Raw genomic sequence first — 25,943 nt, 5'->3', positions numbered from 1 at the left:
AAATGCGAAAAGACAAAAGCACAGGTTGTAAAAAGAGTAAAAGGTAAAATGACAAATACTAAAGTATAAACGATAGTTTGTCTCTGCAGTTATGTCTTTCCGCTAAATAATCTAATCTGGCAATTTTTATGATGTATGATTTGAAAATGCGCTGGTGTGATTATTAAAGTAACTTCTTCATTCATATCTCTCGATTCTAATAGGTTCACACCCTCACACTTTCTAACTCAAAACATTCACACTATATCTTTTTTGCGCTTACCAGAACATTCATTCCGGAAAGCAGTTTTTCGTTATGTTGATTGTTGTCCAGAATAATTTTTACTGGGAATCTCTGTTCGATTTTGACAAAATTTCCTGTTGCATTATCCGGTTTTACCAATGAAAACTGAGAACCTGAAGCAGGCGAAACCGAAACTACTTTTCCTTTAAATTTAATGTCAGGATAAGCATCTGCCGTGATCGTAACTTCCTGTTTTGAGTCTATCTGTCCGAGTTGAGTTTCTTTATAATTGGCAATGATCCATTTTTCTTTGCTCACAATCTGTACAAGCGCCTGACCTTCTTTGATCAGCTGTCCTTCCTGGATGGTCTTTTTCCCGACCCAGCCGTCATAGGGGGCAGTAATTACAGTATAGGAAAGAAAAAGTTGAGCATTATTCAGGCCTGCAGAACTCTGCTGGATCTGGCTTTTGACCGGTGCAATTTTAGTTTGCTGTTCGCTGGCACCTGCTCTTACTGCATTTTTCTGCTGTTCCAAAGCTAAAAGGTTGGCTTTTGCCTGTTCATAAGAAGCCTGTACGTTTTCAAACTGCTGTTCCGTTGCTGCATCTTCAGAAACCAGGTTTTTATATCTTTTAAAATCCTGTTCCGTTCTCCATATATCAATTTTTGCGGAAGCAATTTTGGCATCGATGATTTTTGTATCGCTTTCCTTTGTATTGACGCTGCTTTGTATAGTGGTAATATTTTCAGCATTTGCATGAAGTCCTGCCTCAGCCATTTTCACCTGATTGACGAATTCCCTGTTGTCTATTACGATCAGTGTGTCCCCTTCATGAACAAACTGATTTTCCTCAAACCTTATAGTTTTGATAAATCCGGAAACTTTACTGGAAACAGGGGTGATATACTGCTCGATCTGCGCATCATTTGTAGTAACATTTTTTCTTGAGAATAGATAGAAACTTACCATTCCCGTGATGCCGCTGATGATCAGGATCCAGGCCAGCAGCGTGATCGTTTTGTTGATTCTTTTTTCCTTTTGTGTCAGTTGTTTCTTTGCCATAGTTTTTATAAGTTTCCAATCGTGTACTGGAGTTGGTAATATTTTAGTTGTCGGTTTATTTTTACAGAGATAAGATTGGATTCTGCCTCCAGATAAGCATTATCTGCATCGATGAGTTCCGTGATAAGGCTTAGTTTATTGGCGTATTTTGTTTTTACAATACGGTAGTTTTCTTTGGCCTGGCCAATTGCTTCTTCGGCGATTTTTACTTTCTGATCGGTTTCTTCAAACTTTTTGTAGGCTTCGTACACGCTGTGTCTTACTTTCTCTTCGTTTTCCTCAATCTGAAGTTTTGCCAGGTCAATATTTTCCCTGGCTTCCTGCATTTTGTACTTGTTTTTATACAGGTTTTCGATAGGATAGGTAAGATTTATACCCAGCATTCCCAAACGGTAGGCATAAGGCTCGGGAGGGAAAAACATCATATTCGGGTACTTGATGAAATATTCTCCGCCAGCTGTAATTTTCGGTAAATAATTTGCTTTCGTGATTTTCTGATCTAATACTTTTAATGAAAGATTTTTATGCGTCATATCAACAGATTCATTTTTATTTAAAGCAGTTTCCGTTAATTCATCGATATAAGGAACTGATGCCTTGTCTGAGATCAGATCTTCTGTATCCACATGCATTTCCTGGTTTTCAGGAAGAGAAAGAATAGTTTTCAGCTGATGTTCCGCAATCTGGATGTCATTATCCAGTTCCGTCCAGCTCATTTTATGATTGGAAAGCTGTAAAGACGTTCTTAGAACTTCATTTACAGTGACAACGCCATTCGCTTTTAAAGATTTTACCTGTTTGATATTAACAGAGTCTTCCTTCATTTTATCATCAATAAGGCTCTGCTGCTCTTTTAAATGATGGATCTGCAGAAAGGCTGTAATGATCTCCATTTTCAGTTGTCTTTCATCCAGATGGGTTCTCAATGTGGAGATTTCAGTGTCAATGGCTGCTTTTTTCTCTGTATTTTTAATTTTCCCACCCATATACACCGGAATGGACGCCGACAGTGTAAAATCGTACATTCCATTGATAACATCATACTTTGTGGCTTTATTGAAAAAGCCGTTCTGATGCTGGAAAAGATTGGTTATCTGGTTGTAACTTGTGTGGAACTCAACATCCGGAAGTTTTTCCATTGCAAGATCCTTCTCTTTAGTGACCGCCATTTCCTGTTTTAAATGACTGATCTGAATGTTTTTGTTGTTTTTTAAACCGGTCTCTATTGCCTGTTGAAGGCCAAGATGCTGATAATCGATCATCTGTGAGTGTAAAAAACTGCCGCTAAGCAGTAAGCACAACGCCATGCACTGATATGCGCAAGCGTTAAATATCATATTCATAATTTAATTAAAGAATTTTTGCTAGATTGATTTTAATGTTGCAAAGTTACGGCGCACACAGTCGGAGCTGATTTGTGAAAACAGAAAAAGATTTGCTCATTTACGCCAATTCAGAATTTTCTTCATACCTTTATTTGATGAATGACAGTCATTTTAAAGCAGTAGAAGATGATGATGCTGAATTTTATGTGTACAATGTGCTCACAGGAGATGTCACAACAGATGTTCACCATCACAGTTCTGCCCAGTTAGTCTACGCAGAGGGAGGAATTGTTCATGTTTTTACAGACCTCAAGCATTGGTATCTTCCCGCAAGATGTTTTATGTGGATTCCGGCTGGAACACCGCATTATCTGTTTTCGACCAGTCCCAAGGTAGATCTTTATAATTTTTATTTCAAAAAAGAAGAAAATGAAAATGGCTTTTTTGATGAAATTAATATCTATTCTGTCAGTCATCTTCTCAGGGAAATGATTTTATACACTAAAGACTGGGATGGGAAAATCACAAAAAATGACGGTTCTAAATATTATTTTCTTAAAGCTTTAAAAGGAATTCTCCCGGAAAAAAGAGATAAAAAGCTGGCATTCCCGGTACAGCACCCATTTCCAAAAGATGAAACTCTTCTGAGGATCGCAAAGTATATCCATGACAATCTGGAAAAGCCATTGACAATTGAATCTACAGCGAAAGAATTCGGAATGAGCACGAGAACCCTTTCCCGGAAATTTAAAGAGATTTTAGGCATGAACTACGTTCGTTTTTTGCGTGCATTAAGGATCACACGTTCATTAGAATTAATGCTGGAAGGGAAATACAACATGTACGAAATAGCCATGATGGTAGGCTACAATAGCCTGTCTTCCTTCAGTAATATCTTTAAAAAAGTAATCGGAGTGCCGCCTAGTGAGTATCAGCAGAAATTGAGAGGGGGAGAGTAGATTGTATTGGTGACTTCGGAGCCTCAGTCACCCATTTTTTTGACTACTATCTTAGCCCCGATAGAAACGGTTACCCGCAGTAAACGTTGGCTAAGCGGCTGCGCGAGGAGTATGAGTGGATAGCGGGATTAAGCTTTTCATAAACAAAAAAACCACTTCAAAAGAAGTGGTTTATATATTTGAGAAAATCTCTTTAGAATCTTAAGCTTCTTCAGAAGGAGTTTCTTCTACTACTTTAGCTTTAGGAGCAGCTGGCTTAGGAGCTTCTACCGGAGCGTCAGATACGATGTCGAATTCGAAGTTGTACTCAACATTTCTGTGTAATCTGATGTTTGCAGTTACTTTACCAGTTCTCTTAATAGTGTTTCCTGGAATTTTGATGTATTTCTTCTCAACAGAAACTCCAGCTTTAGCAAGAGCAGCAGAAAGATCTGCATTGTTGATAGATCCGAATAACTTGTCACCAGAACCTACTTTTGCAGGAATAGTGATAGAAGTTTTCTTTAATTGATCTACTACACCGTTAGCAGCAGCGATTAATTTAGCTTCTTCTTCTTTTCTAGCTTCTAAAGTAGCTTCTAGAGCTGCTTTGTTTTTAGGAGTCGCTAAAAGTGCAATTCCTTGAGGAAGTAAGAAGTTTCTAGCATAACCTGGCTTTACGCTTACTGTATCGAATTCAAGACCTAAGTTTTCTACGTCTTTTTTTAGAATAATGTCCATTGTTGTTGTCCGTTTTTAGTTTTAGAGTGAAGAATCAAGATGATATGTCTTTATCTTTTATCTAAAAATCGTTAGAATTAAATTATTTATTCAGCAACAAAAGAAGAGGTTGCCCTCTTCTTTTATTTATTTTTTTGTCTTATTTCAATAAGTCAGCTACGTAAGGTAGTAAAGAAAGGTGTCTTGCTCTTTTGATAGCAGCAGAAACTTTTCTTTGATATTTTAAAGAAGTTCCAGTGTATCTTCTTGGTAAGATTTTACCTTGCTCGTTTACGAACTGTAATAAGAAGTCAGCGTCTTTGTAATCAACGTGCTTAATTCCGTATTTTTTGAATCTACAATATTTCTTTTCAGATTTTGTATTGATGTCAAGTGGAGTAAGGAATTTTACTTCTGATTCTCCTCCAGCTGAGGCTTGTTTAGCCATTTCGTCTATTGCCATGTCTTGTCTTTTTTAAAAAATAGGGTTAATAATTAAGCTCTAGCCGCTTTGATTTTAGTTCTTCTAGTTACAGCGTACTCAACAGCATGCTTGTCAAGTTTTGTAGTCAGGTAACGGATTACTCTTTCGTCACGTTTGAATGCTAATTCTAAATCAGCAACTACAGTACCTTCCCCTTTAAACTCGATTAAAGTGTAGAATCCGTTCTTTTTTAATTGAATCGGATAAGCTAGTTTTTTTAATCCCCAGTTCTCTTTGGCAACGATTTCACAGTTCTTTTCTTTTAAAAGATCTTCAAATTTTTTCACTGCTTCCTCTACCTGAGCGTCAGATAGAACGGGAGTTAAAATGAAAACAGTTTCGTAATTGTTCATAATGTTAAATGAATTTGTTAATTATTTCGAGGTGCAAAATTAGAGAATATATTTATAATATGCAATAGTTACGGGGAAATAGTTGCCAGTTGTCGGTTGCTGATTGATAGTCTTTTAATTCAAAGCGGGTCTTTAAAACTCAAAAAGGAGCATTTTCAAATCACTGCTACTTTGTTTTGTAATTCAAACGGGTAACCAGAAACTAGCAATAGTTAATCCTTATCTCTGATTTCAGTCAGGAAATTTACTTTAATCACATCATATAAAGAATGTCTGCTCACCAGAATAGAAGCAATGGAAGAAACCATTCCTGCCAGCATCAGATGAAATATCAATGAATGTCTGTCCGTCATTTCCAGTACAATAATAGCAGATGTAAAGGGAGCTCTGGTAATTCCGGTAAGAAAAGCGACCATTCCTGCAAGAACAACTACATTGGTTTCATTAGGCGTTAAATGAATCGCTCCGGAAATGACAGATCCTATGCTCGCACCGGCTGAAAGGGCAGGAGCAAAAATCCCACCCGCACCTCCTGAAGTGAAAGAAAGGGCAGGGCCAAGCATCCTTAACACCGGAACATACCAATCTTCATGCTTATCCCTGGTAAAAAGAACCCTTTCCATAATTTCTTTTCCGGATCCAAGGATTTCCCTGTTGATGAAATAAGCAATAGAAGCAATCAATAGGGCACATAATATCAGGAAAATAACATTCGCCTTATCAGTTTTAAGTTTTCTTTTCTTCCAGTCATTCATCTTGAGCATGGTTACGGAAAGCTGACTGGCAAGGATTCCGGCAATTCCGGCAACAAGAATAATAGGAAACATCACCATTAAAGAAACATCATTCGTTTTTGGATATCCTAAGTATAAATATGATCCTGCTAAAGTTTGAGCCGTTAAACCCGCAATGATTACTGCGGTAAATAAAGCCGTCTTGAAATAATTAATGTGGGTTTTAGAAAGCTCCTCTACAGCAAACACGATTCCACCCAAAGGGGTATTAAATGCTGCTGCAAGGCCAGCTGCTGCACCCGTCATAATCATGTTTTTCTTTGATATTTTCGGCCACCAGTGAGGAAGGTACTCATTTACTTTTCTGAATACAGAACCGGCAATCTGGATGGTGGGTCCTTCACGTCCGACAGCTCCGCCTCCAATAACCAAAATAACGGATGACAAGATCTTAAAAATGATAATTTTTAAACTGAGAAGACTTCTGATCTTAGTATGTTCCTTTGGATTGGCCAGTTCTACAGCTGCCATTACCTGTGGTATACCGCTGCCTTTGGCATACGGGGCAAATTCTTTTACCAGCCACCACGAAAAGACAAAACCTATTGGGGCAATGATAAAGATCATCCAGGCATGCCAATTCATAATAAAATTCAGCAGATGCTCTCCCCAGGCAAATACTTTGGCATACATGACCGCAAAGAAACCTGTGATCACAGATCCTATCCAGAAAGGAATCGCCTGCAGCAGATTGTTTTTCAGCTGCTCATTGCGGATGTTATCAAAAGACTTTTTAAGGCCTTTTTGGAGAAGAAAGAAAATTTTCAGCATTTGTGGACTTTGAAATTTATCTGAAAAATATAAAAATTAGATGGTATTTAAAAATTATGTTCAAGAAAGATACAAAGTTGAGATACGGAAAAGAAAAAAGCTTCCCACAGGAAGCTTTCTATATTGTATTGATAAAATATCAGGCAAATCCAAAAAGGAAAATACCGCTGATAAAGTAAGTTAATAATAGAATAAGGATAAAAATAAGGTTAATATTCCTTAAGGCAAACTTCTTCTTGCTCTGCAGAACCACTGCTTCAATGATAATGAAAAGTAGCCAGATCGCATGAAATATCGCCATAAATATAAGGAATGCCACTTCTTCCCAGCTGCCCTTTCCTGTATTTATTGCAATAACAAAACAGATTGTGCCAAGTATAAAAACAGCAAGACGATTCGTGATGTGTTTTTTTACATTTTGATCACCTGGATCAGGTTTACTGATCTTTTTTTTGCCGTCGTCCTGTTTGATCTCGAACAGCTCTCTCAGTTCGGAATTCATTCTTTCTGCTTATTGTATAAGGTCACAAAGAATGGTACTAAACCAATAAAAGCAATCAGGTTCAAAACACCAAATAATCTAAATAAGTTCATCGAATAGAAATCGAAAAAACTCATAATAATCTGAATAAGATCTATTAGGATAATAGCTCCAAGAGAAATTATAGCAAGTAATGTTGCGTTTTTCATCCTTATTTAGATTATTGGTTAATGTTGTTATATTTCTGTATTCAGATCCCAGTTCTGAAGATAATCGTGAACATGTTTCAGCATCATTCCGCCTAAAGATCCATCTACCACTCTGTGGTCATAAGAGTGAGACATAAACATCAGCTGACGGATAGCAATTACATCACCATCTTTAGTTTCAAGAACTGCAGGTTTTTTAACGATCGCTCCGATTGCTATAATTGCCACCTGAGGTTGAGGAATAATTGGCGTACCCATAAGGTTTCCGAAGCTTCCTACATTAGAGATCGTATACGTTGCTCCCTGAGTATCTTCCGGTCTTAGTTTTTTATTTCTTGCTCTGTAAGCCAAATCGTTAATAGCTTTTGCAAGACCTGAAAGTGACAATTGGTCAGCATTTTTAATAACTGGAACGATTAGGTTTCCATCTGGTAAAGCAGTTGCCATACCGATATTGATGTTTTTCTTTTTAATAATGTTGTCCCCATTTAAAGAAACATTGATCATTGGGAAATCCTGAATAGCTTTCACAATAGCTTTCACGAAAATCGGCATGAAAGTAAGTTTTTCGCCCTCACGTTTTTCGAAGATATCTTTATGCTTGTTTCTCCATTTTACAACGTTGGTAACGTCTGTTTCAATGAAAGAGGTCACGTGTGGAGCAATTTGTTTTGCTTTCACCATGTTTTCAGCAATGATCTTCCTCATTCTGTCCATCGGGATGATCTCGTCACCTGCTGCCACAGAAACGGTAGAAGCTGGTGCTGAAACCGGAGTTTTTGCGGCTACAGGAGCTGCTGCTTGTGTAGAAACCGCTTGTTGAGCCGGTTGGTTTCCTCTACTGGAAACGTAGGCTAATATATCTTCTTTTGTAATTCTTCCTTCTAAACCGCTTCCTTTAATAGATTTCAGTTCAGTTTCAGAAATGTTTTCCTGCTGAGCAATAGATTTTACAAGAGGTGATAGGTAAAGGTCTCCTGAAAATTCTACATGTGAAGTAGCCGTAGGGTTTAGAGGCTCTTCGATGGCTTTTAATGTATCGGCATCCGGAGATGAAGCAGGAGTTTCAGTTTTCACTTCTTCAGAAGCTGTATTTCCGCCTTCTCCTTCAATTTCTAAAATAGCAATGGCTTCACCCACTTTAGCAACTTCGTCCTTCTGTTTCAGGATCTTTACAATTTTCCCCGAAACTGGTGTCGGAACGTCTGAATCTACCTTATCTGTTGCAATTTCTACTACGGAATCATCCTCTTTTACATTATCACCTTCATTAAATAACCAAGTGATAATTGTCGCTTCCATAACACCTTCTCCCATGGAAGGAAGCAATAATTTGTATTCTGCCATTTTTAATTTTTAGATTTTGACAAATATATAAAAAAAATCGGTTTTTTTATGAAATATATAATCTTAGACGAATTCAACGTAAATATTCTCGCCTACATTGAGCCCAAACAGGCTTTTAGCCCCGTTTTTCTTGCTTCCTTTATAAATGGTAAGCTCCAATAGCTGACTGTCATTGAAGATCGCTGCAGACTGTCCGTGGAATTCTGTTTCCCTGTCCCAGTCAGAAACTACTTCCGTATGACTTGAAAATACTCTTGAAAGTGTTAAATTTCTGAATTTTATAGTAAAACCTTCATTGCCTTTACCACTGCTTTCAAAAAAGTCTTTACTGATATTTGAGATTATATTTCCGAAATTATCAATATAGGTTACTTCGCCAATGATCATCTTTTCAGATTCATTGAAAACCGGTTTTGGAAACAAAAGCTGTTTTACATGATCTATTTTCCTTCCTATAACTTCCGGAAGCCCACCGTTGGCCAGATGCACAGCTGCAGGAACAAAAACATCGGTTGACGTAAAGTTGACTACATCATCAAAACGGCTGTTTAAAGTGATCTCGTAAATAGCTTCAGGTTTTATATCAAAAAACAGAAGGCTTAAAAGGCCGTTATCGGCTGCCAGAAAATAATAGCCGTCTGCTTTGTAAAGTATATTTTTTCTGGATCTATGGTAAAAACTGTCTACAGACAGGATGTGAATAGTACCTTTAGGGAAATATTTATATGCATTCCGAACAATATAAGAGGTCTGTATAAGATTGAATGCCGGGATATCATGGGTTATATCAACAATATTTACCTCCGGATTTAGAGACAGAATCTTGCCTTTCACAGCGGCTACTCTGTAATCTAAATTTCCGAAATCCGAAGTAAGGGTAATAATTGACATGAATTGATGGTAGAATAAATAGTGTTTACTGCAAAGTTATTTAAAATAAAAAGAAAGCCCGAAAGATTGTAGAAAAGAATTGATCTAAATTTGAAAAAAAGCTTTAATTTTAAAATCTAATAAAAATAAAGTACTGCATGTTCGAATTAACATATGATTTGGAAGATGTCGATGTAAAGACCTTCTATGGCGTTAATAATCAATATTTCAATCTATTAAAATCAAGCTTTCCTACGCTTAAGATCACCGGAAGAGATCATTTTATCTTTGCGATGGGTAATCAGGAGGCTTTGGATATATTTAAACTAAAACTGGATGATATTGTAAAATTCATCTCTGAAAACAATTCTATTGCTCTGAAAGATGTTGAAAATGTCCTTAATATCAAGGATGAGAATGAAAAACATCTGATTTTCGATCAGGATATTATTGTAAAAGGAGTCAATGGCAAGATCATCAAAGCCAAAACAACCAACCTTAAAAGACTGGTTAAAGAAACGGAGAAAAAAGATATGGTTTTTGCCATCGGACCTGCGGGAACTGGGAAAACATATACGAGTGTGGCTTTGGCTGCCAGAGCTTTGAGAGATAAAGAGGTTAAGAGAATTGTACTGACAAGACCAGCCGTGGAAGCAGGGGAGAGTTTAGGATTTCTTCCCGGAGACCTGAAGGAAAAGCTGGATCCTTATTTACAGCCTCTTTACGATGCCTTAAGAGATATGATCCCTCATGAAAAACTCGAAGGTTTTATGGAGAAAAAGGTTATTGAAGTGGCTCCGCTTGCCTTTATGAGAGGACGTACACTGGATGATGCCTTTGTAATTCTTGATGAAGCTCAAAATACAACACATGCTCAGATGAAAATGTTTCTCACCAGAATGGGAATGAATGCAAAGTTCATTATTACAGGTGACCCGACTCAGATCGATTTACCGCCAAAACAACAGTCGGGTTTGAAAGAAGCCATGAGAATTTTAAAAGATGTTAAAGAAATCGGATTTGTACACCTTACAGAAGAAGATGTTGTAAGACATCCTGTTGTAAAGAAGATTATTTTAGCGTATAACGAGGAAGATAAGAGACTGAAAGATTAAACTTTTATTCCTGATTATAAATAAGTAGCAGAGAACTTCTTTCTTGTGAGAATTAATTTCATGAAAATTTGGTATTTTGAAAAAAAGGCTTAGTTTTGTGGCCGAACTAAAAGAAAATCATGAAAAAAATTCTACTTATTGCAGCAGCGGCTGTTGTAAGCGCAAATCTCAGCGCTCAAGAAACAAGATTCGGGGTTAAAGCCGGTTACTCACTTTCTACTTTGAAATTTAAAGACGGAGGGAATTCTGAAAGTACAGATCCTTCACACACTTTTTATGCAGGTGCTTTAGTAGAGCATAAGCTAAGTGATAAATTTGCTCTTCAGGGGGAAGTTTTATACTCACCACTAGGAGGTAAGATTAATGAAAGAGTAGAAGATGAGGACGATGCAGGTACATTCTTTAATATTAAGAATAAAACGACTTTCGGAACTATTTTAATTCCGGTTTCTGCTAAATACTTTATTACTGAAGCCTTATCAGTTTCTGCAGGGGCAAGTTTCGGACTTATTATTTCTGCAAAAACGAAGACGGTAGCAGATCTTGGATTAGGAATGATTCCTGGATTTGAAATTTCTGCGGATGATGAAAGAGATATCAAAGATCAGACAAATACATTAAATATAGCTCCTTTCCTTGGTGCAGAATATGCATTGGAAAACGGCTTGTTCTTTGATGCAAGATACAATATGGGAGTTTCTAATTTAGCTAAGGATTCCGGAGACGGAAAACTGACTAACAGCTTCCTTCAGGTAGGTGTTGGTTTTAAATTCGGAGGAAACTAATTCTTTAAGAACTTATAAAAATACAGCGGGGCAATTTTGTCCCGTTTTTTTGTTATTGTAAATGTGCATTGTTAATTTTATGTTAATAATAAAATAATTAGTAATTTTGTGGTATCAATCAAACTATTTAAAATAATGAAAAAACTATTTTTACTAGGTGCTTTTGCGCTATTAGGTGGTGCGGCACAAGCGCAGGAAGGGTTTAAATTAGGTGGACATATTGGTATTCCTGTTGGTGATGCTGGTGATGCTTCTTCGTTTACATTAGGAGTGGATGCTGCCTACATGTGGAATATTACAAAAGGATTGGATCTTGGGGTTACCACTGGATATTCTCATTTCTTCGGAAAAGATAATTTTGATGATTTCGGATTTATTCCTGTAGCAGTTTCCGGAAAATACAGATTTTCTGGAGCGCCTATTTTTGTAGGTTTAGACCTTGGATACGGAATTTCCACAAAAGATGGAGTAGACGGTGGTTTCTACGCTCAGCCTAAATTTGGATACCAAATGTCTAAAGGTGAACTTTATTTAGGATATCAGACGATCAGTAACAAGCGTGATTTTGGACCTTACAGAGTAAGCTGGAATGTTGGAGCAGTAAATATTGGCTACAATTTCTTCCTGAAATAAAAAGATCATAAAATAATACACTGGACTCCGGCTTTTTGGCCGGAGTTTTTGTATATATTATCTTAAATAAATATCTGATCCGATAGGATATTTTAGATAGATCAGTATGTTTAATAAAGGAGAGGAGAATAATTATCTCAATTTATAAATAAATGTTTAATTTTAAGACTAATTCCTTAAATATTAACGTTTTAAGATGTAAAGATTAATAATAATGACTATATAATTAGAAATTTGTAAAAAACGTTAAATTTAAAAAGTTAAGTATATTTCGCTCCTGTTGATAAATTGTAGTTTTTTGATTCTAAATATTGTGAAATAATCAAAATGTCGTTATTGCTGCATTTTATTTCCGAAAAAACTCAATGTTCATCAATGATATTAATCACATTAACAAATTTTAATATTCGCAGAACCCACTGTAAATTTGCCCTCAGAAAGTATTAAAATTATTATAAAATGAAAAAATTAGTATTAGCTGGTGCTGTAGCACTTTTCGGTTTATCTAATGCTCAGATTGCAAAAGGAACAACTTATATTTCAGGACAAGTAGGTTATTCTCAAAAAGAGAACAATAATGACGATTCTAAAGTTGAAAGCTTTAAAGTTCTTCCAACTGTAGGATATTTTGTAGGAACTAACTTAGCTGTTGGTTTAGGTGTTGGTTATAAAAGTGACAAAACTACAGAAACTACAAATAATTCTCTGATTGTTTCTGAAGTTAAAAATACTGAATCTGCATTTGTTGTAGCTCCATTCGTAAGAAAATACTGGACTATTGCTGACAAATTATATATCTTCGGTCAATTAGAAGTTCCAATGGAGTTTGGTCAAGTTAAAGAAGAAGGTACTTCAACTACAACTATCGGTGGTACAACTACTACTGCTTCTACATCTACAAAAGCTAACTATACTTCAATCGGAGTTAACGTTAAGCCAGGTTTGGATTATTTCTTGAACAAAAACTGGAGCATTGAAGCTACTATTGGTGAATTTGGATACAACACTTCTAAATTTGATACTGATGGTGCTAAAAGTGTAAACAACTACAAGTTCGGTTTGAACTTATCAGCTGTAAATTTCGGAGTTAAATATGTATTTGCTAAGTAATTAACAAACACATTTGTAAACATAGAAGCCCTAATTATTTTAGGGCTTTTTTATCTTTAAAAACAATTTTAAAAAAATAATCATGAAAAAAATCTTATTAGCATCAGCTCTTGCTTTTTGCGCAGGAATCAATGCACAGACAAAATTCGGTGTAAAAGCAGGATATGCATTATCAAAACTAAATTCAAATGACGATCTTGATGCATTTGAGGGGGTAAGCGGAGGTTTGAAATCTAAATCAGGTTTCTATGTAGGCGCTTTGGTAGAACATCAATTCAATAATAAATTTGCCGTACAGGGAGAAGTTCAGTACGCAAATCTGGGTGGAAAAGCTGAAGTTTCAACAATGGGAGTTACCGTTACAGAAAAATTCAATTTCAACAGAATTGTAGTTCCTGTAACTGCAAGATATTATGCTACTCCTGAACTTGGGGTATACGCAGGACCTTTTGTGAGTTTTAGAACAAACACGAAAGTAAATATTGACGTATCAGGAGGAATGGCAAATTCACAGGCTGTAAATGAAGGCGAGCAATTCCTGGAAAAGACATTTGATGATAACCTTAAGTCTGCTGAATTCGGTTTGGTTTTAGGGGCAGATTATAACGTATACAAAGGATTATTTGTAGATGCCCGTTACAGTTTCGGACTAACGAATATGATTAAAGATCCTGTGAACGACGAAAAACTGAAGATGAATTTCTTCCAGATCGGATTAGGATACAAATTCAAATAAAACAAAAACTCTCAGAAATTCTGAGAGTTTTCTTTATTTTAAGTAATATTATTTGCCCATCATTCCGCCCATTCCCGGCATGTTTGGCATTTTGCTCATCATCTGCATCATCTGTTTTCCCTGTGGTCCCTGCATCATCTTCATCATTTTTCCCATCTGATCAAACTGTTTCATCAGCTGATTCACATCTTCAATCTTTCTTCCTGCTCCTTTTGCAATTCTCTGTTTTCTCTGAGAATTAATGATAGAAGGTCTTCTTCTCTCGTCCGGAGTCATAGAATAAATAATAGCTTCAATATGTTTGAATGCATCATCACTGATTTCAACATCCTTGATTGCTTTTCCAACTCCCGGAATCATCCCCATCAAATCTTTCATATTACCCATCTTCTTGATCTGGTTGATCTGCTTCAGGAAATCATCAAAACCGAATTCGTTTTTAGCAATTTTCTTGTGAAGTTTTTTAGCTTCTTCTTCATCAAACTGCTCTTGAGCTCTTTCTACTAAGGAAACAACGTCTCCCATTCCCAGGATTCTGTCTGCCATCCTTTCCGGATAGAAAAGATCCAAAGCTTCCATTTTCTCACCGGTAGAGATGAACTTGATCGGTTTCTCCACTACAGAACGGATCGTTAAAGCAGCACCCCCTCTTGTATCACCGTCTAGTTTAGTAAGAACAACACCGTCAAAATTTAAGGCCTCATTGAATGCTTTTGCCGTATTTACAGCATCCTGACCCGTCATGGAGTCTACTACGAATAAAGTTTCGTTAGGTTTAATGAAATAATGTACCGATTTGATCTCGTTCATCATTTGCTCGTCAATCGCAAGACGTCCTGCCGTATCGACAATCACTACATCATGACCGTTTGTCTTTGCAAAAGCGATTGCGTTTTCAGCAATAGTAGAAGGATTTGTGGAGCCTTCTTCAGTAAATACCGGAACTCCAATCTGGCCACCCAGTACTTTAAGCTGGTCAATTGCTGCCGGACGATAAACGTCACAAGCTACCAATAAAGGCTTTTTAGTTCTTTTTGTTTTTAAATAATGAGCCAGTTTTCCGGAGAAAGTGGTTTTACCCGAACCCTGAAGACCTGCAATAAGGATTACAGAAGGTTTTCCCGAAAGATTGATTCCTTCCTGAGAGCCTCCCATCAAATCTACCAATTCGTCATGAACGATCTTCGTCATCAGCTGTCCCGGAGTAAGGGAAGTAAGAACGTTCTGTCCTAAGGCTTTATCCTGAACTCTTTTGGTAAGATCTTTTGCAACTTTATAGTTAACGTCAGCATCTACCAGCGCTCTACGGATTTCCTTTACGGTTTCCGCTACGTTGATCTCTGTGATTTTTCCGCGTCCGGAAATATTATGTAGAGCCTTGTCTAATTTATCCTGTAAACTATTAAACATATGTATTGTAAATTATAGGTTTGCAAAAATAAGGAATTTTTGGGCATATCCAAAGTCTTACGATACGTAATATTATATATATAGAAAAAATGATAAAAATCAAATCATAAGGATATACGATAGAAAAAGTCTATTTTTGCGATCAGTTAAAATAAACCTTGGTGTTGACAAGGTTCAAAAACAAGTTTATAATGAAAGTAAATCCTAATATCCTGGTTACGGTATTATTTTTTTTAACATTTTTGATTCATTTTTCCCTTTGGAAATTTGTTTTTCACTTAGATGAGATTATTATTGTTAAATTTTATCTTTTTTTAAGTGTCATGTTTATGTTGATGATTACATTGGTTATTTTAATTAATAGAGTAGTACCACAATTTTTAGGCTTGGCTGTGATTGGCCTGATCCTTTTAAAATTCGGCTTGATGTACTTAATCAGGAAGAAATTGAACTTTGAAGTGATTCCAGGCTATAAATTTCATTTTATCATCCCTTATTTTGTCCTGACAACGCTGCTTACGTACTATGCAATCAAGCTGATTAATCATGATAAAAAACAGTAAAATTATTTATTGAAACTAGAAAAATTATTATATTTTTGCACAACGAAAAAAACCTATCAATGTTTAAGAAATTCGCAGTTTTATTCTACAGTATTTTTGTATTAAACTTAGTATCTGCCCAGCACGGTGAGGCTACTACTGGAACAGCTCCTGCTCAAGAGCTTTCAGAAAAAGACAAAGTAAGTAAAGAAAACAAGGAGTTCATCAATCATCACTTGTTGGATGCTCATGACTTTACATTGATGGTAGATAAGGAAGGTCACCACATTGGTTTTCCTCTACCTGTTATTTTTTATGATAATGGCTTTCATGCTTTCATGAGCAACGGTAAAGAAGGCTTTATGCATGGGGAAACAACTGAAGTTGATGGTTCTTACTACAAGCTGCACCACGAGAAAATTTATAAAACAGATGCAGCTGGAACTTTAACTCTTGATAAAGATGGTCATCCTACAAATGAGAAGCCTTTGGATCTTTCAATTACTAAAAGTGTGCTTATTATTTTCTTAGTTGCGCTTGTAATGCTTGTGTTATTTACAGGAATGGCAAGATCATATAAAAAGTCTGTTGTTCCTACAGGAGCTGCAAGATTTTTAGAGCCATTAATTATCTTTGTAAGAGACGAGATTGCTATTCCGAACATAGGACATAAGTATAAAAGATTTATGGGTTATTTATTAACTGTGTTTTTCTTTATCTTGCTTTTAAATGTTTTAGGTTTAATGCCTTTCGGAATCAATGTTACAGGTAATATTACCATGACATTCTTCCTTGCAATCCTTACTTATTTAATTACAACATTCTCTGCTAATAAAGATTATTGGAAACATATTTTCTGGATGCCAGGAGTTCCGGTTCCAATGAAGTTCATTATGTTGCCAATCGAATTATTAGGAACAATTACTAAGCCTTTCGCATTGATGATTCGTCTTTTTGCTAACATGACAGCGGGACACATCGTAGTAATGACGCTGATTGGTTCAATTTATATTTTCAAAAGCTGGATTGCAGGAGTGGCGTTTCCATTCTTAACATTGGTAATTTATATACTTGAAGTATTAGTGGCATTCCTTCAGGCTTATATATTTACTATGCTATCTGCTCTGTTTATTGGAATGGCTGTAGAAGAGCATGAGCACGAACATCACGCTGCTCACTAATTAAAGAAGCTTAAAAACTTAAAATATTAAAACAATTTTTTAAATTATATTTATTATGGAAATCCCTAGAATCATTGGTGGAGGTCTTATCGTACTAGGTGTTGGTATTGGCCTTGGTAAAATCGGAGCTGCGGCTCTTGAAGCTATCGCTAGACAGCCTGAGCAATCTGGAAAAATCCAAACTGCTATGCTTATTGCAGCTGCACTAGTTGAAGGTGTTGCATTTGCTGCGTTATTCGCATCATAACCAAACAAAAAAAACATTGTTGCAGCGGTTGGCTGCAGCAATGTTAATTTAAAAAAGTAATAATTATTTATACATTTATATAATGGAATTAATTCACCAGTTTTCATCAGGATTATTTATTATCCAGTCTGTTATTTTTCTAGCATTATTATTTTTGTTAGGCAAATTTGCTTGGAAACCTATTTTAAAATCGATCAATGACAGAGAAACTTCTATTGTTGATGCTCTTAATCAGGCTAAATTAGCAAGAAAAGAAATGGAGACTCTAAAAGAGGACAACGAAAGAATTATTCGTGAAGCTAAAATCGAAAGAGATGCTATCCTTAAAGAAGCTAGAGAAATTAAAGATAGAATCGTAGGTGAGGCTAAAGATGCTGCTAAAAATGAAGGAGACAAAATGATCGAATCAGCTAAGCAAACAATCCTTGCTGAGAAAAATGCTGCCATGGCAGACATCAAAACTCAAATCGGTGCTTTATCTGTAAACATTGCTGAATCTATCCTTAAGCAGAAGTTGGATAACAACGAAGCTCAAAACGAATTAGTTCAAAATTATTTAAACAAATCTAACCTTAACTAAGAATGCTTACATCTAAAGTAGCTAAAAGATACGCACAAGGATTGCTTGACTTCACCAATGAATCAGGCCAGACAGCTGCTGTATTTTCTGAAATGAAAGATGTAGTGAAGATCATGTCTCAATCTGTAGATCTGAACAAGTTCTTCCTTACGCCTTACATTGATGCAAAAAAGAAAATAGAGGTAGCAGACCAGATCTTTACAAGTTTTTCAGTGTCTTCACAAAACCTGATCAGATTAGTGATCAAGCACGGACGTGAAAACCAGCTGAAAAATATCGCTCAGGAATTCATCAACAAAGTAGAGGATATCAACGGAGTACAGAGAATTACTCTTACTACGGCAACCCAGCTTTCTAAAGAAAACCTTGATCAGATCCTAAGATCTACCAATCTTGTAAATGCAGGTACAAACTTTGACCTAAAGGTAAATGTGAAGCCTGAAATTTTAGGAGGTTACATTCTAAGAGTAGGTGATCAGCAGGTAGATGCATCTGTAAAGACAAAATTGAACCTGGTTAAAAAAGATTTTCAGTTAAACTAATATGAAAAAGGGTTTATACATATCAATGCTTGTTTTTTCTTGTTTAGCTTTTGGACAAAAAGTGAAAATTAAGAAAGATAAAGTGTTTATTGATGATAAAGAAACCTATCATATTGAAAACAATAATTATAATTTTATCCTGTCTGACACAAAGGATAATGGAATTGTTTCTGTACTGGGGTCTACCTATGAAGTACGTAAGACACCTCCTATTTATCCCAACGAATCTCCTTACTGGACTAAAATAATTTATACAGTAAGATTTTTGAAAAATAATAAAGAACTTGTTACAGATTTATCAGATAAAGATATAATTAAAAATATTTACAAGTCAGGTATATTTGATGAAAACGGAAATGCCGATGAATCAAAAATTGATTTGTTTATAGCTAAATATTCTAACGAAGATCTAAAAATTAAACTTTTTAAATAAGACAAAAACAACCATACAATGGCAGAAATAAATCCGGCAGAAGTATCTGCGATCTTAAAACAGCAATTGGCCAACTTCGACACTCAATCCAACGTTGAGGAAGTAGGTACAGTTTTAACCATCGGTGATGGTATTGCTCGTGTATACGGGTTAGAAAACGTACAATACGGAGAGTTGGTGAAATTTTCTAGTGATGTAGAAGGTATTGTACTTAACCTTGAAGAAGACAACGTAGGTGTTGCTCTACTTGGGGAAAGTAAATTAGTAAGAGAAGGAGATACAGTAAGAAGAACAAACAGAATCTCTTCTATCAAAGTAGGAGAAGGTATGTTAGGAAGAGTAGTAGATACTCTTGGTAACCCTATCGACGGTAAAGGTCCTATCACTGGCGAATTATATGAAATGCCATTGGAAAGAAAGGCTCCTGGAGTTATCTTCAGACAGCCGGTAACTGAACCTTTACAGACAGGTATCGTTGCAATCGACTCTATGATTCCTGTAGGAAGAGGTCAGAGAGAATTGATCATCGGTGACAGACAGACAGGTAAAACTACGGTTGCTATCGATACGATCATCAACCAAAAAGAATTTTTTGATGCTGGTCAGCCAGTATATTGTATATATGTTGCTATTGGTCAGAAAGCTTCTACTGTAGCACAAATCGTTAAAACCCTTTCTGATAAAGGAGCTTTAGCTTATACCGTAATCGTTGCAGCTAATGCTTCAGATCCGGTTCCAATGCAGGTTTATTCTGCAATGGCAGGTGCTTCTATCGGTGAGTTCTTCAGAGACACTGGTAGACCGGCATTGATCATTTATGATGATTTATCTAAACAAGCTGTTGCTTACCGTGAGCTTTCTCTACTATTGAGAAGACCACCGGGCCGTGAAGCTTATCCTGGAGACGTTTTCTATCTTCACTCAAGATTATTGGAAAGAGCTGCAAAAGTAATCGCTGATGATAAAATTGCTAGCCAGATGAACGATTTACCAGAATCTCTAAGACCATTGGTAAAAGGAGGAGGTTCATTAACGGCACTTCCGATTATCGAAACTCAGGCTGGTGACGTTTCTGCGTATATTCCAACGAACGTAATCTCTATTACTGACGGACAGATCTTCTTGGAGTCTGATCTATTCAACTCAGGGGTTCGTCCTGCAATCAACGTGGGGATCTCTGTATCGAGAGTAGGAGGTAACGCTCAGATCAAATCAATGAAAAAAGTATCCGGTACTCTTAAATTAGACCAGGCTCAATATAAAGAATTAGAGGCGTTCGCTAAATTCGGTTCTGATCTTGATGCTTCTACTTTAGCGGTTATCTCTAAAGGGGAAAGAAACGTAGAGCTTCTTAAGCAGCCGGTAAACTCTCCGCTTCCTGTAGACAGTCAGGTGGCAATGATTTACGCTGGTACTGAAAACTTAATGAGAAACGTTCCTATCAGAAAAGTAAAAGAATTCCAGATTGAATATATCGAGTTCTTAAGATCTAAGCACCCTGAAACAATGGCTGCTCTTAAAGCTGGAAAAATCGACAACGATATTACAGCAGTTCTTAAGCAGGCGGCTAATGATTTAGCTTCTAAATATAACTAAAAATTAGTTGATGGTTTTTGGTTGATAGTTGACAGAATTTTCTAAAACTAGCAACCAACAACCGACAACCAACAACTAACCAAAATATGGCAAACTTAAAAGAAATACGAGGAAGAATCAGTTCAATTTCATCTACGATGCAAATCACACGTGCTATGAAAATGGTTTCCGCTGCGAAACTAAAGAAAGCACAGGATGCCATCGTAATGTTGAGACCTTATTCTGAAAAACTACAGGAGATTATCCAGAATGTAAATTCTAGTTCAGATCCTGATCAGGTTTCTATTTATGCTCAAAAAAGAGAAGTAAAGAGAGTTCTTTTCATTGCTGTTACTTCAAACAGAGGTTTGGCAGGTGCTTTTAACTCAGCTATCGTTAAAGAGCTAAACATTCAGTTTCAGAATAATGCCCAGTACGAAGTTGAAGTTCTTACAATTGGTAAAAAAGCGTATGATGCTGTAAGAAAAAGCCGTACAGTATATGCTAATGGAAGCTCTGTTTTTGATAATTTGACTTTTGATGCAGTTTCTCATCTTACAGAAGCCGTAATGAGTAGTTTCAAAGAAGGTAAATTTGACGAAGTTTATTTAATTTATAATAAATTCGTTAATGCTGCTACTCAGGAAGTGACTACAGAACAGCTTCTTCCAATTCATATGCCGGAAGTTGACGCAGCTGAATCTCAGGTAGAAACAGATTACATTTTTGAGCCTAACAGAGCAGAGATCTTAGATAATTTGATTCCAAAATCTATAAAAACTCAGGTTTTCAAAGGTGTTCTGGATTCTGTAGCATCAGAGCACGGTGCCAGAATGACAGCAATGCATAAAGCAACGGATAACGCTCAGTCTATGAAAAATGATTTGGTTATTTATTATAACAAAGCCAGACAGGCTGCTATTACCAACGAGATCTTAGAGATCGTTTCCGGAGCAGAAGCTTTGAAAAATTCATAAAGAATTATTTTAACATAATATTAAAGCATCGATACAGTCGATGCTTTTTTTTGTTATTTTTATTTTTTCTATCTTTGTAAACTAAAATATTATACAACTTCTAAATGGACTCGGACATAGTCAGGCTTTTGCTAGCCTTATTTCTTGTTTTACTAAATGGCTTTTTCGTAGCCGCAGAATTTTCAATTGTTAAAGTTCGTTACTCACAAATCCAGTTAAAAGCCGCCGAAGGTAACTCTATGGCAAAACAGGCAGAGCATATTATCAAGCATCTTGATGAGTATTTGTCTGCTACACAGCTTGGTATTACATTGGCGTCCCTTGCATTGGGTTGGGTAGGTGAAAGTGCACTTCACCACGTTGTTGAAAGTATTTTCCATTCCCTGAATGTTGAATTGGCTCAGACTACCATTACCACTATTTCAGTGGTGACCAGTTTTGTATTGATCACCGTGATGCACATCGTATTTGGTGAATTGATTCCAAAATCTATTGCCATCAGAAAATCAGAAGCTACTACAATGGCTACAGCAGTTCCGTTGAGAGTTTTCTATACCATCTTCAAACCATTTATCTGGTTGATGAACCTGATGTCCAATACATTCCTGAGATTGGTAAAAATACATCCCGCTTCAGAGCAGGAGATCCACTCCACTGAAGAGCTTCAGCTTCTGGTAAAACAGAGTGCAGACAGCGGAGAGATTGAAGAAGAAAACTATGAGATCATTAAAAATGCATTTGATTTTACAGATCACTCTGCCAAGCAGATCATGGTTCCAAGACAGAATATCACGTCTATTGACTTTGAAGAAGATATCAATGAAATTATCAACAAGATCATGGACAGCGGTTATTCCCGTATTCCTGTATACCTTGATTCCATAGATAATGTGATCGGAATTCTCTATACAAAAGAGATTATCAGAGAATTTGTTAAAAGAAAAGGTGTTCTCAATCATGATGACCTTAAAGAACTGATGCGTGATGCCTTCTTCGTAGTAGGAAGCAAAAAGATTTCAGACCTATTGAAAATATTCCAGCAGAAAAAACAACATCTTGCGATCGTTATTGATGAGTTTGGTGGGACGGAAGGAATTATTACCCTTGAAGACATTCTTGAAGAATTAGTAGGGGAAATACAGGATGAAGAAGATGACGAGGATAAGCTGGTAGATAAAATAGGCGACAATATTTATTGGGTTCAGGCTACACAGCCATTGGATGAGATTAATGAGCATTTGCCTAAAAAACTGCCACTTTCCGAAGAAAGCGAATACAATTCACTTGCAGGTTTCATTCTGCATGCATTGGAAGATATCCCGGAAGAAAATGAGGAATTTGATTTGGAAAATTATCATTTCAAGATCCTGAAAATGAATAATAAGAGTGTAGAACTCGTAGAACTAGTGTATGAAGGCCCGAATGTGCTCAACGATCTGGCTGATAAAATAGGTGAAGTTTAAAAAGGTTTAGGATGTTTTTTTATAATAGTATAAAAGATTATGAAGATCCGAAACGTCAGTATGAAGAAGAAGTACTCGTTTTGGATGATACCGATGAAGTATATAAGCTTGTTCTCCATAATGATGATATTCACACTTTTGATTATGTGATTGATTCTCTGATTGAGATCTGCAAGCATACACTGGAGCAGGCCGAACAATGTACCATTCTGGTTCATTACAAAGGCAAATGCACAGTAAAAACGGGCTCAATGGATATCCTGAAGCCCATGCATGAAAAATTGCTTTCAAGGGAATTAACAAGTGAAATAGTATAAAAATTAAACTCTGTCTTTGGATGGAGTTTTTTATTATGCATAATTAATTTTGACAATTATACACTTGTTGGTGAAAAATATAGAGAAATTTATTTATATTCGTAATTAAAACACACTAATTTAAATATAATTAAATGAAACTAAAAATTACTTCGCTCATTCTGGGCAGTGTATTATGCTGTTCTGCATTGACAGCTCAGGAATCATCCTTTGAAACCCCTGCAAAAAGTTGGATTAAAGATCATTCCAGAAACTTAGGAATCCAGGGATTCACCGGGCTTACATTAAGCTCAGTCCGTAAAGGCAATACAGGAGAAACACTTCGTTTTCAGCAGATGATCAAAGAAGTTCCTGTTTTCGAGTCTGAAATTGTAATTCATTTCAATAAAGACGGTAAAATAAGCTACACCAGTACAGAAAGCTTGAAAAAAAACCTGAAGGAAATTGATACGGCTCCTTCTTTTTCTGCTTCTGAAGCACTTAAAAAAGCCCACATAGCTTCCGGATCGAAAGGCGAAATTACCTATGAGGAAAATAAGCTGTTTGTTTACAGCACAGAGTCTGGAGAAACAAAACTGGTTTACAGGGTACTGACCAGTTCTTTCAATAACCCGGGCAGTTGGGAAACTATGGTAGATGCAAAAACCGGTACTGTGATCAGTGTGAAAGATATTTCTGTAAAACACCACGATAAAAATGATCCTCCTGTTAAGAAAAATAAAAAAATAAATGCGAAGAAGGCTTTTGTGACAGGAAGTGCCTATATTTTTCAGCCGGATCCTTTATCTAAAACCGGATCAGCTTATGGAGGAAACTTTGTAGATAATAATGATGCAACCAATGCAAGCCTGGATGCTGCAAGAACGCTGGTGACCATTCCTGAACTTGATTTCACAGGCGGAATTTATTCCTTGAAGGGAACATATGCAGAAGTTAAAGAATTAGAAGCACCTGTTTCAGGACCTTTTACACAATCCACCAATCAGTTTTTATTCAACAGAAACGATCAGGGATTTGAAGCAGTGAATGCCTACTGGCACCTGGATAACAGTCTTAGATATATCAACGTAACTTTAGGAATTGTCTGTAAACCTTCACAGAATAATGGGGTTTTAAGATTTGATCCCCATGGTTTTAATGGTACGGATAATTCTCATTATCTTACCGCAAATCAATCACTTGGATTTGGAGAGGGCGGGGTAGACGACGCGGAAGATGCGGATGTGATCCTCCATGAATTAGGCCACGGAATCCATCACTGGCTGGCAGGAGGAATTTCCAATGCAGACGGCCTGAGCGAGGGATGTGGCGATTACTGGGCACAGTCTTACAGCAGAAGCTTAAATCAATGGTCTCCATCAGATCCTGAATATCACTGGATGTTTAACTGGGACGGGCACAATCCCTTCTGGGCCGGCAGAATAACCAATACTACAATGACCTATCCGGGATCCGGATCCTATTATGATAAAGCTCAGATCTGGTCTGCGGCACTGATGAGAATTTATAACAGAATAGGAAAAGAAAAAACCGACAGAGCCTTTTTAGAAGGACTGAGTTTAACGACTTCCACCACCAACCAGCAGAATGCTGCTATTGCCGTAAGACAGGCTGCAATTGATATGCTGGGGCAGTTCGGGTACAATTGTAGTGATATTACAGCTATGACAGAAGAGTTTACAGCTGCGGCTTACGTACTTCCTGAATACAGTTGTGCACTAAGTACTAAAGAAACAGTAAAAGAATCACCGGTTTTAGTATATCCAAACCCAGCTTCTGACGTTCTCATAGTTGTATTAAAAGGCAACAAAGAAGAAAAAGCCGAAATTTATAATATGGAAGGCAGAAAAGTAATAGAAACCACCATTGGAAGCGGAAAAGGAAAGATCGATATTTCAAATCTTCAGTCCGGAAACTATATTCTGACCGTAAAAGGAGTTGAATTATCCGCCAAGTTCATTAAAAAATAAAATTAGATCTCTTAAATCCGGTGTTTATACATCGGATTTTTTTTGGTTTAAAACTAATTTCTGCACCGATTGCTTTATTTGCATTCATCTAAAATAGTATATTTGTGCCAACTATAAAGAAACAAAAAAAGAATGCTTGTAATAGGAATTGCTGGAGGTACAGGATCCGGCAAAACTACAGTTGTTGATAAAATACTGCAACAGCTTGATATTGAAGGAATGAATATCCTTTCTCAGGATAATTATTATCATGACAACCCGAATCTGACACTGACTGAAAGAGAAGCGCTGAACTACGATCATCCAAAGTCTATAGATTTCGATTTAATGATAAAACATGTGAAAGCTTTAAAGAACAATGAGCCTATAGAACAGCCCATTTATAGCTTTGTCACCCATTCCCGAACTGGCGACCATGTCACTGTAGAACCTAGAAATGTTTTGGTTGTAGAAGGAATTTTGGTCCTTACCAACAAAGAACTATTAAAAGAGTTCGATTTAAAAGTTTTTGTACATGCAGATTCTGACGAAAGATTAATCCGAAGAATCCGAAGAGACACTCAGGATAGAGGAAGAGATTTAGGTGAAGTTTTACACCGTTATCAGACCACCTTAAAGCCTATGCACCAGGAATTCATAGAGCCATCCAAGAATGAAGCCGATTTGATCATTCCCAATATGAGACAGAATTCCGTAGCGATTGATTTTTTAACCACTGTTATTAAAAATTCGTTGAGAAAACATTAA

Annotated in this window: 27 protein-coding genes; 17 read left to right on the top strand and 10 right to left on the bottom strand. The window is 36.5% G+C overall.

The features are described 5' to 3' along the window. Positions 1-241: 241 nt before the first annotated feature. Together QF044_RS09055 and QF044_RS09050 are read right to left on the bottom strand one after the other, a co-directional pair. A complete protein-coding gene (locus QF044_RS09055) occupies positions 242-1,288 on the bottom strand; it encodes an HlyD family secretion protein (protein ID WP_307266024.1) in 1,047 nt (348 codons plus the stop codon). Positions 1,289-1,293: 5 nt separating this feature from the next. Continuing rightward, on the bottom strand, positions 1,294-2,550 hold the full coding sequence (locus tag QF044_RS09050) for a TolC family protein (RefSeq protein ID WP_307266023.1): 1,257 nt from the start codon (positions 2,548-2,550) through the stop codon (positions 1,294-1,296). Between the two features lie 155 nt (positions 2,551-2,705). Between QF044_RS09050 and QF044_RS09045 the strand changes: the two genes are divergently transcribed. After that, positions 2,706-3,572: an AraC family transcriptional regulator gene (locus QF044_RS09045; protein ID WP_307266022.1), complete on the top strand. Its 867-nt coding sequence runs from the start codon at positions 2,706-2,708 to the stop codon at positions 3,570-3,572. A gap of 201 nt (positions 3,573-3,773) precedes the next feature. Here the strand turns inward: QF044_RS09045 and rplI are convergent, their stop codons facing one another. The 7 genes from rplI to QF044_RS09010 form a co-directional block, all read right to left on the bottom strand. Continuing rightward, a complete protein-coding gene (rplI, locus tag QF044_RS09040) occupies positions 3,774-4,292 on the bottom strand; it encodes a 50S ribosomal protein L9 (RefSeq protein WP_307266021.1) in 519 nt (172 codons plus the stop codon). Between the two features lie 139 nt (positions 4,293-4,431). Beyond that, positions 4,432-4,734 carry a 30S ribosomal protein S18 gene (rpsR, locus tag QF044_RS09035; RefSeq protein ID WP_034706728.1) on the bottom strand — a complete coding sequence of 101 codons (303 nt, stop codon included), beginning with the start codon at positions 4,732-4,734 and terminating at the stop codon, positions 4,432-4,434. Between the two features lie 32 nt (positions 4,735-4,766). After that, complete coding sequence (gene rpsF / locus QF044_RS09030; protein WP_034706729.1) at positions 4,767-5,108, bottom strand: 30S ribosomal protein S6; 342 nt, start codon at positions 5,106-5,108, stop codon at positions 4,767-4,769. 212 nt (positions 5,109-5,320) lie between these two features. Next, on the bottom strand, positions 5,321-6,673 hold the full coding sequence (locus QF044_RS09025) for a chloride channel protein (protein WP_307266020.1): 1,353 nt from the start codon (positions 6,671-6,673) through the stop codon (positions 5,321-5,323). 139 nt (positions 6,674-6,812) lie between these two features. Beyond that, positions 6,813-7,175, bottom strand: a complete 363-nt coding sequence (locus tag QF044_RS09020) for a hypothetical protein (protein WP_307266019.1) — start codon at positions 7,173-7,175, stop codon at positions 6,813-6,815. Between the two features lie 215 nt (positions 7,176-7,390). Continuing rightward, the gene (locus tag QF044_RS09015; RefSeq protein WP_307266018.1) at positions 7,391-8,710 is read right to left on the bottom strand and encodes a dihydrolipoamide acetyltransferase family protein; all 1,320 of its coding nucleotides are present in this window, start codon (positions 8,708-8,710) and stop codon (positions 7,391-7,393) included. 63 nt (positions 8,711-8,773) lie between these two features. Then, the gene (locus QF044_RS09010) at positions 8,774-9,601 is read right to left on the bottom strand and encodes an S-adenosyl-l-methionine hydroxide adenosyltransferase family protein (protein ID WP_307266017.1); all 828 of its coding nucleotides are present in this window, start codon (positions 9,599-9,601) and stop codon (positions 8,774-8,776) included. 137 nt (positions 9,602-9,738) lie between these two features. Between QF044_RS09010 and QF044_RS09005 the strand changes: the two genes are divergently transcribed. From QF044_RS09005 to QF044_RS08985, 5 genes are all read left to right on the top strand, one after another. Continuing rightward, positions 9,739-10,695: a PhoH family protein gene (locus QF044_RS09005; protein WP_307266016.1), complete on the top strand. Its 957-nt coding sequence runs from the start codon at positions 9,739-9,741 to the stop codon at positions 10,693-10,695. Between the two features lie 119 nt (positions 10,696-10,814). Next, positions 10,815-11,480: a porin family protein gene (locus QF044_RS09000; RefSeq protein ID WP_307266013.1), complete on the top strand. Its 666-nt coding sequence runs from the start codon at positions 10,815-10,817 to the stop codon at positions 11,478-11,480. Positions 11,481-11,615: 135 nt separating this feature from the next. Next, complete coding sequence (locus tag QF044_RS08995) at positions 11,616-12,113, top strand: hypothetical protein (RefSeq protein WP_307266012.1); 498 nt, start codon at positions 11,616-11,618, stop codon at positions 12,111-12,113. A 459-nt stretch (positions 12,114-12,572) separates the two neighbouring features. After that, a complete protein-coding gene (locus QF044_RS08990) occupies positions 12,573-13,223 on the top strand; it encodes an outer membrane beta-barrel protein (protein ID WP_307266011.1) in 651 nt (216 codons plus the stop codon). Positions 13,224-13,305: 82 nt separating this feature from the next. Further along, entirely contained in the window at positions 13,306-13,959 is a 654-nt protein-coding gene (locus QF044_RS08985; RefSeq protein ID WP_307266010.1) for a porin family protein, read from the top strand. Positions 13,960-14,007: 48 nt separating this feature from the next. On the opposite strand, the gene ffh is transcribed toward QF044_RS08985, so the two are convergent. Then, complete coding sequence (gene ffh, locus QF044_RS08980; RefSeq protein WP_307266009.1) at positions 14,008-15,369, bottom strand: signal recognition particle protein; 1,362 nt, start codon at positions 15,367-15,369, stop codon at positions 14,008-14,010. A 622-nt stretch (positions 15,370-15,991) separates the two neighbouring features. Between ffh and atpB the strand changes: the two genes are divergently transcribed. The 11 genes from atpB to udk all read left to right on the top strand — a co-directional run bounded on the left by atpB (position 15,992) and on the right by udk (position 25,943). Further along, the gene (gene atpB / locus QF044_RS08975) at positions 15,992-17,092 is read left to right on the top strand and encodes a F0F1 ATP synthase subunit A (protein ID WP_307266008.1); all 1,101 of its coding nucleotides are present in this window, start codon (positions 15,992-15,994) and stop codon (positions 17,090-17,092) included. Positions 17,093-17,147: 55 nt separating this feature from the next. Beyond that, positions 17,148-17,339 carry an ATP synthase F0 subunit C gene (atpE, locus tag QF044_RS08970; RefSeq protein ID WP_040994829.1) on the top strand — a complete coding sequence of 64 codons (192 nt, stop codon included), beginning with the start codon at positions 17,148-17,150 and terminating at the stop codon, positions 17,337-17,339. An 82-nt stretch (positions 17,340-17,421) separates the two neighbouring features. Continuing rightward, positions 17,422-17,919: a F0F1 ATP synthase subunit B gene (locus tag QF044_RS08965; RefSeq protein ID WP_307266007.1), complete on the top strand. Its 498-nt coding sequence runs from the start codon at positions 17,422-17,424 to the stop codon at positions 17,917-17,919. Between the two features lie 2 nt (positions 17,920-17,921). Beyond that, on the top strand, positions 17,922-18,461 hold the full coding sequence (gene atpH / locus QF044_RS08960) for an ATP synthase F1 subunit delta (protein ID WP_307266006.1): 540 nt from the start codon (positions 17,922-17,924) through the stop codon (positions 18,459-18,461). Between the two features lies 1 nt (position 18,462). Then, positions 18,463-18,894, top strand: coding sequence for a hypothetical protein (locus QF044_RS08955; protein ID WP_307266005.1), 432 nt, complete (start codon positions 18,463-18,465; stop codon positions 18,892-18,894). An 18-nt stretch (positions 18,895-18,912) separates the two neighbouring features. Then, positions 18,913-20,490 carry a F0F1 ATP synthase subunit alpha gene (gene atpA, locus QF044_RS08950; RefSeq protein WP_307266004.1) on the top strand — a complete coding sequence of 526 codons (1,578 nt, stop codon included), beginning with the start codon at positions 18,913-18,915 and terminating at the stop codon, positions 20,488-20,490. Positions 20,491-20,576: 86 nt separating this feature from the next. Next, positions 20,577-21,446 (top strand): ATP synthase F1 subunit gamma, encoded by an 870-nt coding sequence (gene atpG / locus QF044_RS08945; protein ID WP_307266003.1) that lies wholly within the window; start codon positions 20,577-20,579, stop codon positions 21,444-21,446. 104 nt (positions 21,447-21,550) lie between these two features. Continuing rightward, a complete protein-coding gene (locus QF044_RS08940; RefSeq protein ID WP_307266001.1) occupies positions 21,551-22,909 on the top strand; it encodes a hemolysin family protein in 1,359 nt (452 codons plus the stop codon). Between the two features lie 11 nt (positions 22,910-22,920). Further along, entirely contained in the window at positions 22,921-23,226 is a 306-nt protein-coding gene (locus tag QF044_RS08935) for an ATP-dependent Clp protease adaptor ClpS (protein WP_307265999.1), read from the top strand. A 134-nt stretch (positions 23,227-23,360) separates the two neighbouring features. Next, on the top strand, positions 23,361-25,196 hold the full coding sequence (locus QF044_RS08930) for a T9SS type A sorting domain-containing protein (RefSeq protein ID WP_307265997.1): 1,836 nt from the start codon (positions 23,361-23,363) through the stop codon (positions 25,194-25,196). A 132-nt stretch (positions 25,197-25,328) separates the two neighbouring features. Continuing rightward, a complete protein-coding gene (gene udk / locus QF044_RS08925) occupies positions 25,329-25,943 on the top strand; it encodes a uridine kinase (protein ID WP_307265996.1) in 615 nt (204 codons plus the stop codon).

The sequence above is a fragment of the Chryseobacterium sp. W4I1 genome, assembly GCF_030816115.1.
In the GTDB taxonomy this organism is placed as follows: Bacteria; Bacteroidota; Bacteroidia; order Flavobacteriales; family Weeksellaceae; genus Chryseobacterium.
The sequence above is the reverse complement of the archived record's forward strand: the minus strand, read 5'-3'. Positions and strand labels throughout refer to the sequence as shown.

Excerpts from the sequence above, each read along its gene's own strand:
- QF044_RS09055 (WP_307266024.1), bottom strand. The coding sequence starts at position 1,288 with ATGGCAAAGAAACAACTGACACAAAAGGAAAAAAGAATCAACAAAACG.
- QF044_RS09050 (WP_307266023.1), bottom strand. The coding sequence starts at position 2,550 with ATGATCGATTATCAGCATCTTGGCCTTCAACAGGCAATAGAGACCGGT.
- rplI (WP_307266021.1), bottom strand. The coding sequence starts at position 4,292 with ATGGACATTATTCTAAAAAAAGACGTAGAAAACTTAGGTCTTGAATTC.
- rpsR (WP_034706728.1), bottom strand. The coding sequence starts at position 4,734 with ATGGCAATAGACGAAATGGCTAAACAAGCCTCAGCTGGAGGAGAATCA.
- rpsF (WP_034706729.1), bottom strand. The coding sequence starts at position 5,108 with ATGAACAATTACGAAACTGTTTTCATTTTAACTCCCGTTCTATCTGAC.
- QF044_RS09025 (WP_307266020.1), bottom strand. The coding sequence starts at position 6,673 with ATGCTGAAAATTTTCTTTCTTCTCCAAAAAGGCCTTAAAAAGTCTTTT.
- QF044_RS09020 (WP_307266019.1), bottom strand. The coding sequence starts at position 7,175 with ATGAATTCCGAACTGAGAGAGCTGTTCGAGATCAAACAGGACGACGGC.
- QF044_RS09015 (WP_307266018.1), bottom strand. The coding sequence starts at position 8,710 with ATGGCAGAATACAAATTATTGCTTCCTTCCATGGGAGAAGGTGTTATG.
- QF044_RS09010 (WP_307266017.1), bottom strand. The coding sequence starts at position 9,601 with ATGTCAATTATTACCCTTACTTCGGATTTCGGAAATTTAGATTACAGA.
- QF044_RS09005 (WP_307266016.1), top strand. The coding sequence starts at position 9,739 with ATGTTCGAATTAACATATGATTTGGAAGATGTCGATGTAAAGACCTTC.
- QF044_RS09000 (WP_307266013.1), top strand. The coding sequence starts at position 10,815 with ATGAAAAAAATTCTACTTATTGCAGCAGCGGCTGTTGTAAGCGCAAAT.
- QF044_RS08995 (WP_307266012.1), top strand. The coding sequence starts at position 11,616 with ATGAAAAAACTATTTTTACTAGGTGCTTTTGCGCTATTAGGTGGTGCG.
- QF044_RS08990 (WP_307266011.1), top strand. The coding sequence starts at position 12,573 with ATGAAAAAATTAGTATTAGCTGGTGCTGTAGCACTTTTCGGTTTATCT.
- QF044_RS08985 (WP_307266010.1), top strand. The coding sequence starts at position 13,306 with ATGAAAAAAATCTTATTAGCATCAGCTCTTGCTTTTTGCGCAGGAATC.
- ffh (WP_307266009.1), bottom strand. The coding sequence starts at position 15,369 with ATGTTTAATAGTTTACAGGATAAATTAGACAAGGCTCTACATAATATT.
- atpB (WP_307266008.1), top strand. The coding sequence starts at position 15,992 with ATGTTTAAGAAATTCGCAGTTTTATTCTACAGTATTTTTGTATTAAAC.
- atpE (WP_040994829.1), top strand. The coding sequence starts at position 17,148 with ATGGAAATCCCTAGAATCATTGGTGGAGGTCTTATCGTACTAGGTGTT.
- QF044_RS08965 (WP_307266007.1), top strand. The coding sequence starts at position 17,422 with ATGGAATTAATTCACCAGTTTTCATCAGGATTATTTATTATCCAGTCT.
- atpH (WP_307266006.1), top strand. The coding sequence starts at position 17,922 with ATGCTTACATCTAAAGTAGCTAAAAGATACGCACAAGGATTGCTTGAC.
- QF044_RS08955 (WP_307266005.1), top strand. The coding sequence starts at position 18,463 with ATGAAAAAGGGTTTATACATATCAATGCTTGTTTTTTCTTGTTTAGCT.
- atpA (WP_307266004.1), top strand. The coding sequence starts at position 18,913 with ATGGCAGAAATAAATCCGGCAGAAGTATCTGCGATCTTAAAACAGCAA.
- atpG (WP_307266003.1), top strand. The coding sequence starts at position 20,577 with ATGGCAAACTTAAAAGAAATACGAGGAAGAATCAGTTCAATTTCATCT.
- QF044_RS08940 (WP_307266001.1), top strand. The coding sequence starts at position 21,551 with ATGGACTCGGACATAGTCAGGCTTTTGCTAGCCTTATTTCTTGTTTTA.
- QF044_RS08935 (WP_307265999.1), top strand. The coding sequence starts at position 22,921 with ATGTTTTTTTATAATAGTATAAAAGATTATGAAGATCCGAAACGTCAG.
- QF044_RS08930 (WP_307265997.1), top strand. The coding sequence starts at position 23,361 with ATGAAACTAAAAATTACTTCGCTCATTCTGGGCAGTGTATTATGCTGT.
- udk (WP_307265996.1), top strand. The coding sequence starts at position 25,329 with ATGCTTGTAATAGGAATTGCTGGAGGTACAGGATCCGGCAAAACTACA.